This window comes from Mucilaginibacter sp. PAMC 26640 (assembly GCA_001596135.1).
In the GTDB taxonomy this organism is placed as follows: domain Bacteria; phylum Bacteroidota; class Bacteroidia; order Sphingobacteriales; family Sphingobacteriaceae; genus Mucilaginibacter.
On the sequence record CP014773.1, the window covers coordinates 1,251,288 to 1,268,568 of the forward strand.

The following is a 17,281-nucleotide window of genomic DNA, read 5'->3' on the forward strand; positions in this document are numbered from 1 at the left end:
TAATAAAACTTTAAGGTATAACAATAATTGCCACCATTTTAAAAACACCTCAGACAAAATGCATCAAAACCAAATGGGCCTAATTGTGTTACCTTAAAAACAAAAAACAACCTACAAAATGAAAAAGATTAGTTTAGCGGCAATGATTGCGCTCGCAGCGTTATCGTTCCAGGCTTGTAACCAGGCACCAAAAGACACAAAAGATGCAGCCGACAGCGTAAATGCAGTAAAAGACACAACCACCAATGGCTCTACAGGTATTGCAGTTGATGAAAATGATGCAAAATTTGCGACAGGGATTGCAAACGCAGGTATGACAGAAGTTGCACTTGGTAAAATAGCTGCAGAAAAAGGCGTAAATGCACAGGTAAAAGAGTATGGCGCTATGATGGCAACAGACCATAGCAAAGCCAACGAAGAGTTGATGGCTATTGCCAAGACTAAAAACATTACTTTACCTGCATCACCAGATGAAGAGCACCAAAAAGAAATTACCGAAATTTCTGGTAAATCTGGTGCCGAATTTGACAAAGCATACGTTGATGCAATGGTAGATGGCCATAAAAAAGTAGCAGATATGCTGGAAGATGGTTCAAAAAACTGCAAAGACACAGACTTAATGGCATTTGCTACCAAAACTTTACCGGTAGTAAAAGCTCATTTAGCTAAAATAGAAGCGATTCAAAAAAGCATGAAATAAGCTTAATTTGATTTAAGCGGAAAAGGGAATAGGCGAAAGTTTATTCCCTTTTTGTTTTTTACGTTGTTTGGGGGGTTGCAAATGAATATATTGGGCATCCAAAGCCTTTCAGATGAAAAAACATTACCTGCTCTTTGCGCTCTGCCTGCTGGCCATTCAAATGTTAAAAGCCCAAAAGGCAGAAACGATCCAGGCCAAAACGCAGGGACTCACTAAATATACCGGCTACTTTAATTTTTACTGGGATGAAAAAACCGGCAAGGTGTATTTAGAGATTGCCCAACTGAACCAGGAGTTTTTATATGTTAATTCGCTCCCGGCGGGTGTAGGTTCCAATGATCTTGGGCTCGACCGCGGGCAGATAGGTAACAGCCGGATAGTAAAATTTATCAGGGTTGGCCCAAAAGTAATGTTGATACAGCCGAACTATAATTTCAGGGCAGTAAGTAACAATGCCGATGAGCGAAAATCCGTAGCCGAAGCATTTGCACAATCGGCTATATGGGGTACCACCGCCATTGCCGAGGAGAACGGGCGGGTGCTGATAGACCTTACCCCATTTTTGTTGCGCGACAGCCACAAACTGGCCGACAGGTTAGCCGGCAACGACCAGGGAAATTTTAGCGCCGATGACAGCCGCTCGGCCGTTTACCTGCCTAATACCAAAAGCTTTCCTTACAATACAGAGTTTGAAGCGATGATCACCCTGGCCGGTAAGGCAAGCGGCAGCGAGATTGCCTCAGTAACACCGGATGCCAATTCAATCACTGTGCGGATGCACCAATCATTTATAAAACTGCCAGACGATACCTATAAGCCGCGCAATTATGACCCGAGATCTGGCTATTTCAGTATCGATTACCTGGATTTTGCTACGCCGATAGACCAGCCTATTGTGAAGCGGCTTTTGGCCCGGCACCGGCTGACTAAAAAAGACCCGACTTTGGCCTTGAGCGAACCTGTAAAACCTATTGTTTATTATGTAGACCGCGGCGCACCCGAGCCGGTGCGTTCGGCGCTGATAGAAGGCGCATCCTGGTGGAACCAGGCTTTTGAAGCCGCAGGGTATAAAAATGCCTTCCTGGTAAAACTACTGCCGGAAGATGCCGACCCGATGGACGTGAGGTACAATATTATCCAGTGGATCCACCGCTCCAGCAGAGGATGGTCATATGGCTCATCCATTACCGATCCGCGCACCGGCGAGATCATTAAAGGCCAGGTATCACTGGGATCGCTTCGCGACAGGCAGGATTTTTTAATTGCCGAAGGCCTGGTACAACCCTATGAGGATGGCAAGCCCACCAGCGATAAAATGATGAAACTGGCCCTTGCCCGTTTAAGGCAGCTTTCTGCCCATGAGGTGGGCCATACACTTGGTTTGCAGCATAACTTTGCTGCCAGTACCAAAGATAGGGCCTCTGTGATGGATTACCCGCCACCGGTTATCAGCCTCAGCACCGATGGCACTATCGACCTCAGCGCAGCTTACAAAACTGAAATCGGTGGATACGATAAACGCGCCATATTATATGGCTACCAGGATTTCACGGCGGGAACAAATGAGGATGAAACCCTAAAAGGCATCATCGGCGAAACGTTGAAACAGGGGTACCAGTTTATTTCTGATGATGATGCCCGCGCCGCGGGCGGCGCGCACCCTCAGGCTCACCTTTGGGATAGCGGCGTAAACGCTGCCGAGGAGCTAAACCGGCTGATGATTTTACGCAAACACGTGTTAGATAACTTCTCGGCAAAAGCCATTCGGCAGGATGCGCCAATGGCTACCATAGAAGAAGTTTTGGTGCCGATGTACCTGATACACCGCTACCAGGCAGAGGCCGCCTCAAAAATGCTGGGCGGTTTAAACTATACGTTCGCTTTAAAAAATGATGGGCAAACCGTTACTAAATTTATTCCCGCTGCCGAACAGTGGAAAGCCTTTGACGCATTGATGGGTACCTTAACGCCCGATGCCCTGGCTATTCCTGAGAAATTGCTGGCGATGATCCCTCCGCGCCCACCGGGCTATCCGCGTACAAGGGAGCTTTTTAAATCACGCACCGGCCTAACGTTCGACCCAATGGCAGCGGCAGAGTCTGTGGCAGGCACCACCCTGTTGTTTATGCTGCAGCCAGAACGCGCCGCCAGGCTGATAGAATACCAGTCGCGGGATGCAGGCCAGCCCGGCCTTTTGCCGGTATTAAATAAGCTGATTGCCCGAACCTGGCAGGCGCCACAACCAACCGGTTACAAAGGTGAACTACAACGCTTAGTAAACATTTTAACGTTAAAACAGCTGCTGGCACTCGCCGCTAACACAAGTGCTGCAGATAACGTACGGGGTATTGCATTGTTACAAGTTGATGAACTGAAAAATTATATGAAAGGTGCTTTAAAAACATCAGCCGGCAATACAAAGGCCAACCTGCTGTTTGGCCTATCGCAAATTAACCAATTCGAAAAAACCCCGGAGAAATTTCAGCAAACCCGGCCAATAGCCATGCCGGATGGTTCGCCGATAGGAATGGATGATGAGCCGGCTTACTAATTTGTAAATAAAAGCATTTATCTTGCGGTTCCTAAAAAGAAAAACATGGCAGCACCAATAGTTACAGGCTTAATGGCCTTCGGGATGTCGGGCAGAATATTTCATGCACCGTTTATCCATACCCATCCGGGCTTTACCCTAAAAGGTATCGTAGAGCGTAATCAAAAAAAATCACCCGCTATTTACCCGGAGATCATCAGTTACAATAACCCCGATGAACTACTTAACGACCCCGAAGTAGAACTGATCATCGTTAATACACCCAACAACCTGCACCTGGAGCAAACCATTGCGGCCATGCGGGCGGGTAAGCATGTATTGGTAGAAAAACCTGCCGCTGCTACTGCTGCACAGGTAAAAGAACTTTTTGATGTTAGCCGAGAAACGGGCAAGCACCTTATGGTATATCAAAACCGCCGCTATGATAGCGGGTTTTTATCTACCAAAAAAATTATTGAAGGCGGCCAACTGGGCAACCTGCAAGAGGTGATCTTCCGCATGGACCGTTACAAGGCGCAATTGGGTGTAAAAAGCTTTAAAGAGACGAAAGATACCCCGGCGAATGGATTGGTATACGACCTTGGTCCGCATTTGATTGACAATGCTATTGCCCTTTTTGGCAAACCGCTCTCTTTCCATAAAACCACCGGAATCTATCGTGAAGGCTCAGAAGTGCCGGATTATTTTCACTTCCATCTGTTGTATCCAAACCAGCTCAATGTTTATTTAACAGCCGGATTACTGATGGCCGAGGAGCAGCCAGGCTTTGTGGTGAACGGCACCGTAGGCAGTTTTGTAAAAGCCCGTACCGATGTGCAGGAAGCGCAATTGGATAAAGGCATGATGCCGGACGACGAGGCGTATGGCGTAGAGCCCGCCGGAAGCGAAGGCAAGTTGGTAACAGTTGGTGCGGATAATAAAAAGACTGCAGAGCCTGTTGCATCAGATCGTGGCGATTATATGCAAATATTTGACGCTGCTTATCATACAATCCGCAATAATGCGTTATTTCCTGTAACAGAAGAACATATTGCCTGGCAACTTGAACTACTGGAAGCATAATCATATTTATTAAGCCCGCATGCTATTATACCAAATGAAAAAAATATTATTCGCTCTTTCCCTATTTATCGCCGTTGGATGTTCTGCACAGCCGCCTGCAATTGCCCCTTATAAGATCCTGAAGATCGATAACTCGTATACAACTAATGCCGATCTGAAAAAGAATAAGCCAACTATGCTTATCTATTTTGCACCGGATTGCAGCCACTGCCAAAAGCTGGTATATGATATGAAGCCAAAGATGAACAGCTTTAAAGATCTGCAGATTGTGATGGTTACCTTTTCCGACATTAAAATGGTAAAACCTTTTTATGACGAATATAAGCTGGCATCATTTCCAAATATTACGATCGGCTCAGAAGGATACGGCGGATCGGTGCAGAAGTTTTACCAGATCCGCACCACACCGTTCATAGCTTTTTATAACACAAAGGGCAACTTGGTTAAATCTTACGAGAAAGTGCCGGTAATGGCTGAATTGCAGGAGAGTGCTGCAAAAGCCGTTAAAGGTGAAAACGCAAAATAGATAAAAGCATAAAGACCAAAGCTTAAAGCTACAATGGTTTAGAACTGAAAAGTCCCGGTTACAAATGTAGCCGGGACTTTTTTATATCAAATAGCTGCTATTACTCGCCGCCGGTATGGTCGTGGGCGTGTTCCTCGCGGAATAGCTTTGCACTGTAATAATCATTGTTCATACGGCCAATGTTCATCAGCGTAATCTCTTTAGGGCATTCTGCTTCGCAGGCACCGGTATTGGTACAGTTACCAAACCCTTCTTCGTCCATCTGGGCAACCATTGCCTGTACACGGCTGTAACGCTCGGGCTGGCCTTGCGGTAATAAGCCCAACTGGGTGATCTTTGCCGATGTAAACAACATGGCCGAAGCATTTTTACATGCCGCTACGCAAGCACCGCAACCGATACAGGTAGCGGAGTTGAAAGCCTCATCAGCAATCACCTTCGGAATAAGGATAGCGTTGGCATCCTGAGCTGCACCGGTGTTTACCGAAATAAAGCCACCAGCCTGCTGTATCCTGTCGAACGCAGAGCGATCTGTACCCAGATCTTTTACAACCGGGAAAGCAGCCGCGCGCCATGGTTCAATAGTGATGGTTTCGCCATCACTAAAAGTACGCATGTGCAGCTGGCAGGTAGTAATTGCCTTTTTTGGACCATGAGGCCGGCCGTTGATATATAGCGAACAAGACCCGCAGATACCTTCGCGGCAATCGTGATCAAAATGGATTGGCTCACCGTTATTTTTAGTCAGGCTTTCGTTCACCACGTCCAGCATTTCCAGGAATGACATGTCCGGAGAAATACCTTCTGCTTTATAAGTTACAAACTTACCTGCCGTTTGTGAATTTTTTTGGCGCCATACTTTCAGCGTCAGATTCATGTTTCCGCTCATCTTAATATTAGATTGGGTATCAAGTATTTAGTATCAAGTATAAAGACAGAATCTTGCTACCTGATACTTGCTACTAAGTACTATTTATAGCTTCTTTGTGATAACTTAACATTTTCGAAGATCAGCTCTTCTTTATGCAATTCCTCTTCCTGGTTTTCACCTTTGAACTCCCAGGCAGCAACGAAGGCGTAATTATCATCGTCGCGCAGTGCCTCACCTTCCGGGGTTTGTGATTCTAAACGGAAGTGACCGCCGCATGATTCACGGCGCATCAAAGCGTCATCAATCATTAATTCGCCCAGTTCAATAAAGTCGGCAACACGACCGGCTCTTTCAAGCGCTGCGTTAACCTCATCATTTTCGCCGGTTACAATTGCATTCACCCAAAAATCAGCCTTCAGGGCCTTGATCAGTCCTTTTGCTTTTATCAGGCCCTCTTCGGTACGCGCCATGCCGCAATACTCCCAAATAATGTGGCCCAATTCGCGGTGATATTCAACCACTGTTTTATTGCCCTTTAGAGCAAGCAATTTGTTATTGTATGCAATTACTTCCTGTTTGGTTTTCTCAAAAGCAGGGTGACTGGTATCAATGGCTTTAGGGCCAATAGTTGCCAGGTAATCACCTATTGTGTAAGGGATAACAAAATAACCATCTGATAAACCCTGCATCAATGCCGAAGCACCCAAACGGTTTGCACCGTGATCGCTAAAGTTACACTCGCCCATGGCGTAAAGGCCCGGTACGTTGGTGCTCAAGTTATAATCCACCCAAAGGCCACCCATGGTATAGTGCACCGCCGGGTAAATACGCATTGGCTGTTTGTAGGGGTTTTCGTCGGTAATTTGATAGTACATATCAAACAGGTTACCATATTTGGCCCTTACGGTATCTTCGCCCAAACGCTGGATAGCTTCTGCAAAATCAAGATATACTGCTAAACCGGTAGTGCCAACGCCTTTACCTTCGTCGGTCATCTCCTTGGCATTACGAGAAGCTACGTCACGCGGAACCAGGTTACCGAACGATGGGTACTTACGCTCCAGGAAATAATCGCGCTCATCTTCTTTCACTTGCGCAGCAGTAATTTCCTTTTTGCGCAGTTTCTCTGCAACCTCAGCAGTTTTAGGCGCCCAAACACGTCCGTCGTTACGCAACGATTCGGACATCAGGGTAAGCTTGCTCTGGTGATCACCGGTTACCGGGATACAAGTTGGGTGAATTTGTGTATAACAAGGATTGGCGAAGAACGCACCACGTTTATGAGCGCGCCATGCTGCCGTTACGTTTGAACCAATTGCATTGGTTGACAGGTAAAAAACGTTACCATAGCCACCGGTAGCCAATAGTACGGCGTGGCCGCCGTGAGACTCTATTTCGCCGGTCTTCAGGTTACGGGTAATAATACCTTTTGCCTGTCCGTCAACAACCACCACGTCCAGCATTTCTGTACGGGTATACATTTTCACCTTACCCAAATGGATCTGGCGGTTAAGTGCAGAATAGGCACCCAGCAACAGCTGCTGGCCAGTTTGACCACGGGCGTAAAACGTACGTGATACCTGTGAACCACCGAATGAACGGTTATCCAATAAGCCGCCGTATTCGCGGGCAAATGGTACGCCCTGTGCAACGCACTGGTCAATAATGTTTACAGAATTCTCAGCAAGGCGGTAAACGTTAGCTTCACGTGCACGGTAATCGCCACCTTTAATGGTATCATAAAACAAGCGATAAATACTATCGCCGTCGTTTTGATAGTTTTTTGCTCCGTTGATACCACCCTGTGCAGCAATAGAGTGCGCACGGCGAGGGCTATCCTGGAAACAAAACGCTTTAACGTTGTAACCAAGCTCAGCCAATGATGCCGCTGCTGATGCACCAGCCAAACCGGTACCAACAATGATCACATCATATTTACGCTTGTTAGCAGGGTTAACCAGCTTTAAGTTAAATTTATGCTTGCTCCATTTTTCGGCCAGCGGGCCCTGCGGAATTTTAGCATCTAAACTCATATTCTTATTTTAGATTAAAGAGTTGAAAACAAAGTGCCTTGATAACGTGGCCTGATGTCTCATCTCTGTCTTATGTGCGTTTATTGAAGTCTTAAATCTCGATTCCTGAAATCTTGATTCGTATTACTATTTTGATAAACTCTGTATAAAATATACAACCGGCATCAGGGCAAAGCCCAGCGGTATAATTACACCAAAGAACCAGGTGCCGATGAAATGTACTACCGGTGTGTACTTACGGTGTCTCCAGCCCATTGTTTGAAATGCACTCTGGAAGCCATGCAGCAGGTGGAAGGATAAAGCACCCATCGCGATCACGTAAAATACAACGTAGATAGGGTTGCTAAAGCTCTCCTGCACACGTGCGTGGATGTCTTTAACCCGCATAATTTCCACATCCCCATCGGTAGTGAATGATCTTTCGAACTCCTGGTTTGGCGGGGTAAATGCTTCTACTTTTCTTTCGCCGGTTACCTGGTTGGTGGTATACTGTTTAAAGCCAAGAATATGCTTGTATTTATAAGTTAACCAAAAATCGCCCATGTGGATTACGATGAACACCAACAGGATAGAACCCAGCAGCCCCATGTTTTTTGATGACCATGACGCAGGCGATTTAGTTTGCACAGCATAACCTACCGGCCTTGCCCTGCGGTTTTTAACCGTTAAAACCAGCGCATATACCGCATGGATAATAATGCATAGATACAAGATGTAAGCAATAACTTCTATCGGCGGGAAATGCGTTAAAAAATTTGCATAGGCATTGAAAGAGTAACCGTCATCATTACTAAAAAGTAACAGGTTACCACCAAGGTGCACAATTAAAAAAGTACACAAAAACAAGCCAGTTAAAGCCATGATCAGCTTTTTTCCCAGTGATGAGTTAAAGGTTTGTTTGAATTCGCTCATTGATTATCAGATTTATTAGGCAAAAGTATTTATTAAAAGCCAAATGGTATAAACGGTTTTGGTATTATGAAGCATAATCGGCTATTTAGAAACAATCTAAAAGAAATGTTTTTTAATAAGTCGGTCTCAACTTTGTAAATTTTCAAGGTTGTTTTCGCAGAGCTGAGCGAGACAGCTCCATTTATTTCCCCTTCAGTGTTTCTTCAAACAGTTTATAGATCCGTTTGTACTCGTCTGTCCAGCTGCTGGGTTGCACAAAGCCATGGTCTTCTACTGGGTAGGAAGCCAGTTCCCAGTTTTCTTTATGCAGCTCTATCAGTTTTTGCGTAAGGCGGATGATATCCTGGTAGTTTACATTCTGGTCTACCATGCCATGCAGCATCAACAACTTACCTTTTAAACCGTCTGCAAAGTAAATGGGCGAACTTTGGCGGTAGGCTATCTCATCTTCAAAAGGCTGGTTCAGGATATTGGAGGTGTAATTGTGGTTATAATGCGCCCAGTCGGTAACCGAACGGATGGCACCGCCCGAGGCGAAAACGTCAGGCTGGGTAAACAGGGCCATCAGGGTAATAAAGCCGCCGTAGGAGCCGCCATACAAACCAACATGCTTTGGGTTAACGCCGTATTTCTCTACCAGGTATTTCACACCGTCGGACTGATCGGTTAGATCCTTGCCACCCATATGCCGGTAAATCCCGGTACGCGTGTCCCGCCCATAACCCGAGCTGGCGGTATAATCGATATCCATAACGGTATACCCATTATCTACGAGCATATTGTTAAACATGTACTCGCGGAAGTAGCTGCTCCACCAGTAGTGTGCGTTTTGCAGGTAACCGGCGCCATGCACAAATACTACGGCCGGTTTACCTGGATCAGGGGTTTTAGGCTGGTAAACCCGCGCGTAAATATCGCTGCCATAACGGTTCTTAAAGCTGATCACCTCCGGTTGCTTCCATGGGTACGAATTAAATTCAGCCGTGGCGGACCGGGTTACCTGTACAGCTGTTGCGCCGGCCCGGTTAGGCTGGATAAAAAGTTCCCATGGTTTGTTGGAGTAGGAGTAACGGATAGCGATCCACTTTTCATCGGGCGAAAGAGAGATCTCATTACCGCCTTTCATCGAAGTGAGTTTCAACGGTGTACCGCCAGTTACCGGGATACGATAAAAATGAGTGATGCCCGGGTGATCGATATTGGCGGTAAAATAAAAATCCTTTTTATTGACAGAAAGGTGCAGCGTTTGCACCTCCCATCGGCCGGAGGTTAGCTGCTTCTTTACGCCGGTTGCCACATTTACCACGTATAAATGCGAATAGCCACTTGCCTCGCTCTGATAGTAAAAGTTTGTATTATCGATAAAACCCAGGCTGCCGCTGCTAAAAAAGCCGCCGGTACCGGGTCCGCCAATCCAGGCTTCGTCGCGCTGGCGGTCTAAAAGGCTTAGGGTACCTTTTGCTGCATTCAGCTTCATGATCCAGCGGTCTTTATTATCCAGTGATTCTACCACTACCACAGCATATTTGCCGTCTTCGCTCCAAACCGGGGCGCCTACGTCTACCAGCCGGTCCGCATTGGCTTTTTTGCGCGCTTCCAGCACTTTTGGATAATCTTTCAGGTAGTCGGGCAGGTCTTTAATCCCCGGCAGATCTTTCGTATTGATGACATAAACGCTATCGCGCAGCGTATCGAAAACGTAGCTAACCGATGTAGATTGCGCTGCGCCAACCTTCGTCCGGTTGGGGATGTCTTCCGTAAAGCCCGATGCGGTTACATAGTTGGGCACAATTGCTCTTTTGTCACCTTCAGCAGGCTGCACCAAACGATAGGTGATGTATCGCCCATCCGGACTTGCCTTTACGGCCGTAACCCGTTTATCGCCAAATACCAGCTCCTTCAGCTTATCGGGCTGCGTAAGTTTACTCTCAGCGCTATCCAGCTTGCGGTCCTTTTCGTTCACTTTGATGATATCAAAAAGTTCCAGCTGCTGTTGTTTCAGGAATTTCTCCTGTTGGTTATCAGTATTTTTTTTGGGAGCAGAAGCCGTTTTTACGAAGTTGGTCAACTGCACCAACTCACCCTTAGCAAGGCTAAGCTGGTAGAGGTTACTACCCTTTGTGAATATAATAGCTTTTTCGTCTCCGGTAAAAACCGGGTTTGCTTCCTGGTCGGTTGTGCTGGTAAGTTGCCTTACCGCGCCGGTTTTGAGGTCCTCCAGAAAAATGTCATCGTTACGCTCAAACGTTTTAAGGGTAAATTTCTTGTTGAAACTGCCGTTTTCAGATACCAGTTCGCGCAGCTCATCTTTGGCAACTTCGCGCGGTTTGGTGTTGGTGGGCGTTATAAAATAGCGGTCGTCGCGCTCAGTATTTTTGGGGTTCCAATCGAAATAGAGCTTTTTGCTATCGTCGCTCCAGCGAACGTTTGACGGCGATACGCCCATCCATTTCGGATCGCGCATGATTTTTTCGATGGTTAAGGTTTCCAGTTTTTGTGCCGAAGCGCCGGTAAACAGGAACAGCAGGATGGGGGCGAAGCGTTTTTTCATGAATGGCTAATCAGGCGCAATTTAGCAGTTTAACCAATATTACTGTTTTTAAACAGCAGATTATCGCAAAAAGAGGTTTGATGGAAATTTTATACCTAAAAACGATTTTGCCCGGGGTTTACATCGTTAAGTGCATCAAAGTGGGAAGATGCGGTTTTATCTGTGTAGATTTGCCGCCAAACAATCACAATGGAAGAGTTAATCGTAAAAGACAGCAATGGCAATCAATTGAAAGATGGCGATAGCGTAACGCTAATCAAAAGCCTGAAAGTAAAAGGCGGCGGCACTACGCTGAAACAAGGCACGCTTGTAAAAAAGATTCGCCTTACCGATAACGAGGAAGAAGTAGATTGCAAGATTGACGGAATGAGCATTGTGCTGAGAACGGAATTTTTGAAGAAGAGATAAGCTTTCCGGATCACCTCACTATCATTGGGTTATAAAAAATTATTTTATTTTAATCCAAATTTTTGTATACCTTTAAATTATGGCAACTCCCGAAAACCGGAAACTAATCTTCCCGCTGATGATCTTCATCGGTATGGTTGCGGTGGGTGTGAACACCATTAATAAGGCTATTAATTCGCACCAAACCTGGCGCCTGATCATAGCCGTGATCCCTACGCTGATGTTTAGTGCCGCCACCATCCTGGTCATTATGCAGTATAAATACCACCATAAAGAGTCGGAAGAAGAAACTACCGATCACCGCCTGGATTAAAACCCCATGTAGATTTTATTGAGTGAATACGAATTTTTCGAATAAATCGAATTTCACGAATTGAAGTTATGTCTGTAATATTGGCAAATGGCGGTGTAATTCAAACGTACTTACTTCAAACAGCTTCTTGCCAATTGCAGACCCTGTGATGCTCTGCGTCATTTCCGTTTCCTCTGCTGTTTAAAAACCAGTCTTTACAAGTCCACCAAAATATTCTCTCCAAATTTTTGCGATACCGTTGTGTTGGCGCCATCGGCAATGCTGATCACCAGTGAACTGTCATACTGAATCTTTTCTACCAGCTGCACCATGGTGCCGATGTTGATATCAAGCTTTTGCAGGTATTGCAAAAAAGCACTGCTGGTGTCTTTAACGGCAGAGATACGGCAATGGGTTCCCGGCTTTAAATCAGCCAGGGTAGTTGATGATCTTTTGGCCATTTTACCGTTAGCTTTCGGGATAGGATCACCATGCGGATCGTACTCCGGGAAGCCCAGGAATTTATCCAGCCTGTCGGCCAGGGATGTATCTTTAATATGCTCCAACTCTTCGGCAATATCATGGATCTCATCCCAATGGTAGCCCAGTTTTTCTAATAGAAACACCTCCCAAAGCCGGTGGCGGCGAACAATCAGCACGGCATCTTTCTGCCCCTGGGTAGTAAGTTCAACGCCTTTCTTTTTATCATATGCTATCAATTGCTTATCCGTTAGCTTGCGGATCATATCCACAACCGAGGCCGGGTTGTTACCCAACGATTCGGCAATGGCCGTAGGCGTTATTTTCTCACCCCGATCCTGCCAAAGGCGATAAATACATTTTAAATAGTTCTCCTCAGATAGCGTATGCATATTCATTTATTGGGTATTACAAACATAAACAAAATTGGCCCGTTATAAATATAATTAGTCTGCCCTAATTATATTTATATGTTTTGTATAATTTAATTTATACGTTTGTACAATAAATAATATCATGCGTAACCTCCTCCTGGCTATATTGTTATTTTTCATCGCCGGAAATTCTTTTGCACAAACCGGCAGCCTGAGCGGAAAAATCACCGCAGGCAACAGCCCCCTGGCCTATGGCACAATCACCCTGGCCGGCACCCGGCATGGCACCACCGCCAATGAGCAGGGCTTTTACGAGATCAAAAATCTGGCTCCCGGTGAATACCTTGCTCTGTTTTCCCGCCTGGGGTATTATTCCGAACGAATTAAAGTAACCATCGTTGCCGGGCAGGCAGCCACCCGTTCTGCAGATCTTAAGGAGGGTAGTTCAGCCCTGAGCGAGGTAGTGGTTACCGGGGTATCGCGCGCAACACAGCTCCGTAGTAACCCCGTGCCTATTGTAGTGCTGACTAAAAAGGAGATCGACCAAAACGTGAACAATAATATAATAGATGCCATTATTAAAGGGGTGCCGGGCGTTACAGCGGTTACTACGGGGCCAAATATCTCCAAGCCTTTTATCCGTGGACTGGGGTACAACCGTGTGTTAACCCTGTATGACGGCATTCGCCAGGAGGGGCAGCAATGGGGCGATGAGCATGGCATCGAGATAGATCAGTATGGCATTTCCCGTGCAGAAGTGATCAAAGGCCCCGCCAGTTTAACCTACGGATCGGACGCCCTGGCAGGGGTGATCAACCTTATTCCATATATTCCGAATGGAGAGGACGGGAAGCTGAAAGGTGACTGGGTAACCGATTATCATACCAATAACGGTTTAATCGCTTCGTCACTGGGTTTATCGTACAAAAAAAACGACTGGAAGTATGCGTTCCGGGCAAGCGGCAAAATGGCCCGCGATTACCAAAACACGATAGATGGCCCTGTTTATAATTCGGGTTTCCGCGAATACATTGTTTCCGGCATGCTTCGTACTGATAAAAAATGGGGTTATTCACAACTGGCGGCAACGGTTTACAACAATCAGCAGGAGATCCCCGATGGCAGCCGCGATTCGCTTACCCGCAAATTTACCATGCAGGTTGCAGAAAGTGCTGCCGATGATATTAAAGACCGGCCAGTGGTTTCTGCAGCCCGGCTCAGTTCATATGCCATTAGTCCGTTGTATCAGCATATTCAACATTACCGGATCTATAATAAAAACGAGTTTAAGCTGGGCGATGGCATCCTGGACCTGTCAATCGGTGGGCAGCAAAGCATAAGGCGCGAATACAACCACCCAACCCTGCCGCAACAGGCCGGGCTATACGTTACCCTGAACACTTTTAATTACGATCTGCGCTACAGTCCGCCCTTATTTGCCGGGATAGAAACCTCGTTTGGCATCAACGGCATTTATCAAACTAACCGCAGCAAGGCCGCAACCGATTTCCCTATCCCGGATTACAACCTGTTTGATGCAGGCGGCTTTTTCTTCGCCAAAAAAACGCTTGGCAAAGTGGATATATCAGGCGGCATCCGGTACGATACCCGTAACATTCGTTGGGAAGATTTTTATGTAGGCCCAAATGCCGCCAATGGCTTCGAACAAAAAGCAATACCTGGTTCACCAGGCGCCAAACTGCAGTTCCCCAATTTTGATTATCACTATCATGGCGTTTCAGGAAGCCTTGGCCTCACTTATAACCTGAGCGAACGCTTATTGCTAAAAGCCAATATCGCCCGCGGTTACCGGGCACCAAACATTACCGAAATTGGCAGCAACGGCCTTGATCCGGGTGCACATATTGTTTACCTCGGCAACCGCAGCTTTGTGCCGGAATTTAACTTACAGGAAGACCTGGGCTTCATTGCATACCTGAAGGATGCCGATATCATGGTGGAGCTATTTAATAACCAGGTGCAAAACTTTATCTACCAATCCCGGCTGGACGATGCCAACGGCAACCCGGTAATTATTGTTGCGGGGAACAGCACCTACCAATACCAGCAATCTAAAGCCAGGCTCTACGGCGCAGAATTCAGCCTGAACCTGCATCCCCATGGTATCAAATGGTTATCGCTCAACAACAGCCTGGCCTGGGTAACGGGGATCAACCAAAACGAGGCACTTATTAAACAATCTGGCGGGGCGGCCAAATACTTACCCTTTATCCCGCCCCTGCACCTGCGCTCGCAGCTGATGCTAAAACTCCAGGGCACCTATGGCATATTCAGTAAAATCTATTTACGGGCCGAGGCAGATGCTTATGCAACTCAAAACAATTTTTATGCCCTTAACAATACCGAAACAGCAACACCCGGCTACACGCTTATCAATACCGGTATTGGTGCAACGCTTACCCGCAAGGGCGGCAAGCCCTTTTGCGAGCTCTTTTTACAGGCCGATAATTTGTTTGATGTGGCATATCAATCTAACCTGAACCGTTTAAAATATTTTGAATATTATAATAGTTCGCCGAATGGCCGCCTGGGCATCTACAATATTGGCCGTAATTTAAGTTTCAAGGTGATTGTGCCTTTCTAAGCCCCCCTGCGCCCTCAAGGGGAAGCAAAACTTTATATATCCCAAAATCATTGTGCTGTTTTGAATTACAGTAATACATTTAGTTGCTCGTCTGGCGCGGAATGGTTAGTAACCTTATACATTGCCTAAATCCTTCGGATTGGTCAAATCTAAAAAGCTGACCAATCTTGTTTCCGCTTTTTCACCGACTCCAATCTGCCGTTTACCGATATAAATCCGCCGTACATCTATTAGGCCGGATCTGGCTGTAACGTTTCTCGTTTGAGGTCGTCATATGGGTGTATTTAATAAATAGCGAAAACATAATAACACTCATAATCAAAATATTAATCATCATGAAAACTCAAATATTCACCATCGCCACCATCTTCACTTTAGCCTTAGGTACAGTAAGCAGCACCTTCGCCGGCACCAATGATAAAGCCAAAGAAGAAGTAACCACTTTAAACAATGTAAGCCAGATCAGCAGGATCGAGATCCGCGGTAATGTGCAGTTGTTCGTTTCAGACGGCAGCGCCGACCAGGTAAAGGTTTACAATAAATTCTATGCAGAAAATGCAGTAGTAAAAAGCGATAACGGCACATTGAGCATTGCCTCATACGACGCCAGAACTTTAGTAGTTTGGGTAACCGCTGCCGACCTGCGCACCATCAACGCATACGATAATGCAGAAGTTAAATCTTTCGGTAACCTGTCAAAGATCGATCTGGATGTTAACCTGTATAACAATGCATCAGCCAAACTCAACCTGGATGCCTACAAAGCCAGCATTACGGTAAACGACCGGGCTAAAGCCGATGTAAGCGGTACCGTAACCGAGTATAGCGTAACCCGCGACCAGTCGGCCAGTGTTAACGCCAGCACCTTAGCTGCTACTAACAAAACCGAAAAGGTGACCAACAAATTCACTCCGGCTAAAAACGAAGTAGCCACGCTGTAAGCATTTACTTTTGCAAAAGTTCAACATATAGTTCACCAGGAGCCATCGCGTAAGCGGTGGCTTTTTTGGTTTTAAATCCTGGAATGCGCTGACCAACTTGCTACTGAGGCACGAAGCATCTGTTAACCGGTAGACATCACGCACAATGCAGGGCGTTTAACAGATCCTTCCTTCGTCAGGATGACAATTGGGAAAAAAACAACCTTGTCATGCTGAGGCACGAAGCATCTGTTAACCGATAGGCATCACGCACAATGCAGGGCGTTTAACAGATCCTTCCTTCGTCAGGATGACAATTGGGAAAAAAACAACCTTGTCATGCTGAGGCACGAAGCATCTGTTAACCGATAGGCATCACGCACAATGCAGGGCGTTTAACAGATCCTTCCTTCGTCAGGATGACAATTGGGAAAAGAACAACGTTGTCATGCTGAGGAACGAAGCATCTGTTAACCGATAGGGATCGCGCACAATGCGGGGCGTTTAGTAGATCCTTCCTTCGTCAGGATGACAATTGGGAAAAAAACAACCTTGTCATGCTGAGGCACGAAGCATCTGTTAACCGATAGGCATCACGCACAATGCAGGGCGTTTAACAGATCCTTCCTTTGTCAGGATGACAATTGGGAAAAAAACAACCTTGTCATGCTGAGGTACGAAGCATCTGTTAACCGATAGGCAAACTAAGCATGGCGTTTAACGGATTCTTCCTTGCTGAAGCAACCTTGTCATGCTGAGGCACGAAGCATCTGTTAACCGATAGGCAAACGTAAGCATGGCGTTTAACAGATTCTTCCTTCGTCAGAATGACAATTGGTGACTCTTGGGTAGTAATCGTAAGGTTTACCAGCTTTCGCTTTAAGAAGACCCCCAGTTGCTGCCGCTCCCCCCCCGGCATGACAATTGGTTTTCCATTGTCAATTGACCGATCTCACAGGAGATAACGGGCAAGATGTAACTGTTTGTTAACAACCT

General features: G+C 46.2%; 14 protein-coding genes. 8 read left to right on the forward strand and 6 right to left on the reverse strand.

Annotation, left to right across the window (positions count from 1 at the left end; all coding sequences use genetic code 11):
* The first annotated feature begins 118 nt into the window (after positions 1 to 118).
* The 4 genes from A0256_05360 (at position 119) to A0256_05375 (ending at position 4,839) form a co-directional block, all read left to right on the forward strand.
* Positions 119 to 700 (forward strand): DUF305 domain-containing protein, encoded by a 582-nt coding sequence (locus A0256_05360; protein AMR30891.1) that lies wholly within the window; start codon positions 119 to 121, stop codon positions 698 to 700.
* A gap of 112 nt (positions 701 to 812) precedes the next feature.
* On the forward strand, positions 813 to 3,251 hold the full coding sequence (locus A0256_05365) for a peptidase (GenBank protein ID AMR30892.1): 2,439 nt from the start codon (positions 813 to 815) through the stop codon (positions 3,249 to 3,251).
* A gap of 45 nt (positions 3,252 to 3,296) precedes the next feature.
* Positions 3,297 to 4,313, forward strand: a complete 1,017-nt coding sequence (locus A0256_05370; protein AMR30893.1) for an oxidoreductase — start codon at positions 3,297 to 3,299, stop codon at positions 4,311 to 4,313.
* Between the two features lie 34 nt (positions 4,314 to 4,347).
* A complete protein-coding gene (locus tag A0256_05375; GenBank protein AMR30894.1) occupies positions 4,348 to 4,839 on the forward strand; it encodes a hypothetical protein in 492 nt (163 codons plus the stop codon).
* A 100-nt stretch (positions 4,840 to 4,939) separates the two neighbouring features.
* On the opposite strand, the gene A0256_05380 is transcribed toward A0256_05375, so the two are convergent.
* The 4 genes from A0256_05380 to A0256_05395 form a co-directional block, all read right to left on the reverse strand.
* Positions 4,940 to 5,728: a fumarate reductase gene (locus A0256_05380; protein ID AMR30895.1), complete on the reverse strand. Its 789-nt coding sequence runs from the start codon at positions 5,726 to 5,728 to the stop codon at positions 4,940 to 4,942.
* A gap of 80 nt (positions 5,729 to 5,808) precedes the next feature.
* On the reverse strand, positions 5,809 to 7,743 hold the full coding sequence (gene sdhA, locus A0256_05385) for a succinate dehydrogenase (GenBank protein ID AMR30896.1): 1,935 nt from the start codon (positions 7,741 to 7,743) through the stop codon (positions 5,809 to 5,811).
* Between the two features lie 126 nt (positions 7,744 to 7,869).
* Complete coding sequence (locus tag A0256_05390; protein ID AMR30897.1) at positions 7,870 to 8,655, reverse strand: succinate dehydrogenase; 786 nt, start codon at positions 8,653 to 8,655, stop codon at positions 7,870 to 7,872.
* 181 nt (positions 8,656 to 8,836) lie between these two features.
* Entirely contained in the window at positions 8,837 to 11,206 is a 2,370-nt protein-coding gene (locus A0256_05395) for a peptidase S9 (protein AMR30898.1), read from the reverse strand.
* Between the two features lie 189 nt (positions 11,207 to 11,395).
* Here A0256_05395 and A0256_05400 point away from each other — a divergent pair, with 189 nt between their 5' ends.
* Both A0256_05400 and A0256_05405 read left to right on the forward strand, forming a co-directional pair.
* On the forward strand, positions 11,396 to 11,614 hold the full coding sequence (locus A0256_05400; protein ID AMR30899.1) for a PhnA protein: 219 nt from the start codon (positions 11,396 to 11,398) through the stop codon (positions 11,612 to 11,614).
* 79 nt (positions 11,615 to 11,693) lie between these two features.
* Positions 11,694 to 11,927 carry a hypothetical protein gene (locus tag A0256_05405; protein ID AMR30900.1) on the forward strand — a complete coding sequence of 78 codons (234 nt, stop codon included), beginning with the start codon at positions 11,694 to 11,696 and terminating at the stop codon, positions 11,925 to 11,927.
* 194 nt (positions 11,928 to 12,121) lie between these two features.
* Here the strand turns inward: A0256_05405 and A0256_05410 are convergent, their stop codons facing one another.
* On the reverse strand, positions 12,122 to 12,778 hold the full coding sequence (locus A0256_05410) for a hypothetical protein (GenBank protein AMR34438.1): 657 nt from the start codon (positions 12,776 to 12,778) through the stop codon (positions 12,122 to 12,124).
* Between the two features lie 124 nt (positions 12,779 to 12,902).
* Between A0256_05410 and A0256_05415 the strand changes: the two genes are divergently transcribed.
* Positions 12,903 to 15,365, forward strand: coding sequence for an energy transducer TonB (locus tag A0256_05415; GenBank protein ID AMR30901.1), 2,463 nt, complete (start codon positions 12,903 to 12,905; stop codon positions 15,363 to 15,365).
* A 335-nt stretch (positions 15,366 to 15,700) separates the two neighbouring features.
* Entirely contained in the window at positions 15,701 to 16,306 is a 606-nt protein-coding gene (locus A0256_05420) for a hypothetical protein (GenBank protein ID AMR30902.1), read from the forward strand.
* A 667-nt stretch (positions 16,307 to 16,973) separates the two neighbouring features.
* Here the strand turns inward: A0256_05420 and A0256_05425 are convergent.
* Positions 16,974 to 17,204, reverse strand: coding sequence for a hypothetical protein (locus tag A0256_05425; GenBank protein ID AMR30903.1), 231 nt, complete (start codon positions 17,202 to 17,204; stop codon positions 16,974 to 16,976).
* Between the last annotated feature and the right edge of the window lie 77 nt (positions 17,205 to 17,281).

Bases quoted from the DNA above. Each gene is read 5' to 3' on its own strand.
- A0256_05375 (AMR30894.1), top strand. From the start codon at position 4,348: ATGAAAAAAATATTATTCGCTCTTTCCCTATTTATCGCCGTTGGATGT.
- A0256_05405 (AMR30900.1), top strand. From the start codon at position 11,694: ATGGCAACTCCCGAAAACCGGAAACTAATCTTCCCGCTGATGATCTTC.
- A0256_05420 (AMR30902.1), top strand. From the start codon at position 15,701: ATGAAAACTCAAATATTCACCATCGCCACCATCTTCACTTTAGCCTTA.
- A0256_05370 (AMR30893.1), top strand. From the start codon at position 3,297: ATGGCAGCACCAATAGTTACAGGCTTAATGGCCTTCGGGATGTCGGGC.
- A0256_05365 (AMR30892.1), top strand. From the start codon at position 813: ATGAAAAAACATTACCTGCTCTTTGCGCTCTGCCTGCTGGCCATTCAA.
- sdhA (AMR30896.1), bottom strand. From the start codon at position 7,743: ATGAGTTTAGATGCTAAAATTCCGCAGGGCCCGCTGGCCGAAAAATGG.
- A0256_05360 (AMR30891.1), top strand. From the start codon at position 119: ATGAAAAAGATTAGTTTAGCGGCAATGATTGCGCTCGCAGCGTTATCG.
- A0256_05410 (AMR34438.1), bottom strand. From the start codon at position 12,778: ATGCATACGCTATCTGAGGAGAACTATTTAAAATGTATTTATCGCCTT.
- A0256_05390 (AMR30897.1), bottom strand. From the start codon at position 8,655: ATGAGCGAATTCAAACAAACCTTTAACTCATCACTGGGAAAAAAGCTG.
- A0256_05395 (AMR30898.1), bottom strand. From the start codon at position 11,206: ATGAAAAAACGCTTCGCCCCCATCCTGCTGTTCCTGTTTACCGGCGCT.
- A0256_05380 (AMR30895.1), bottom strand. From the start codon at position 5,728: ATGAGCGGAAACATGAATCTGACGCTGAAAGTATGGCGCCAAAAAAAT.
- A0256_05415 (AMR30901.1), top strand. From the start codon at position 12,903: ATGCGTAACCTCCTCCTGGCTATATTGTTATTTTTCATCGCCGGAAAT.
- A0256_05400 (AMR30899.1), top strand. From the start codon at position 11,396: ATGGAAGAGTTAATCGTAAAAGACAGCAATGGCAATCAATTGAAAGAT.
- A0256_05425 (AMR30903.1), bottom strand. From the start codon at position 17,204: ATGCCGGGGGGGGAGCGGCAGCAACTGGGGGTCTTCTTAAAGCGAAAG.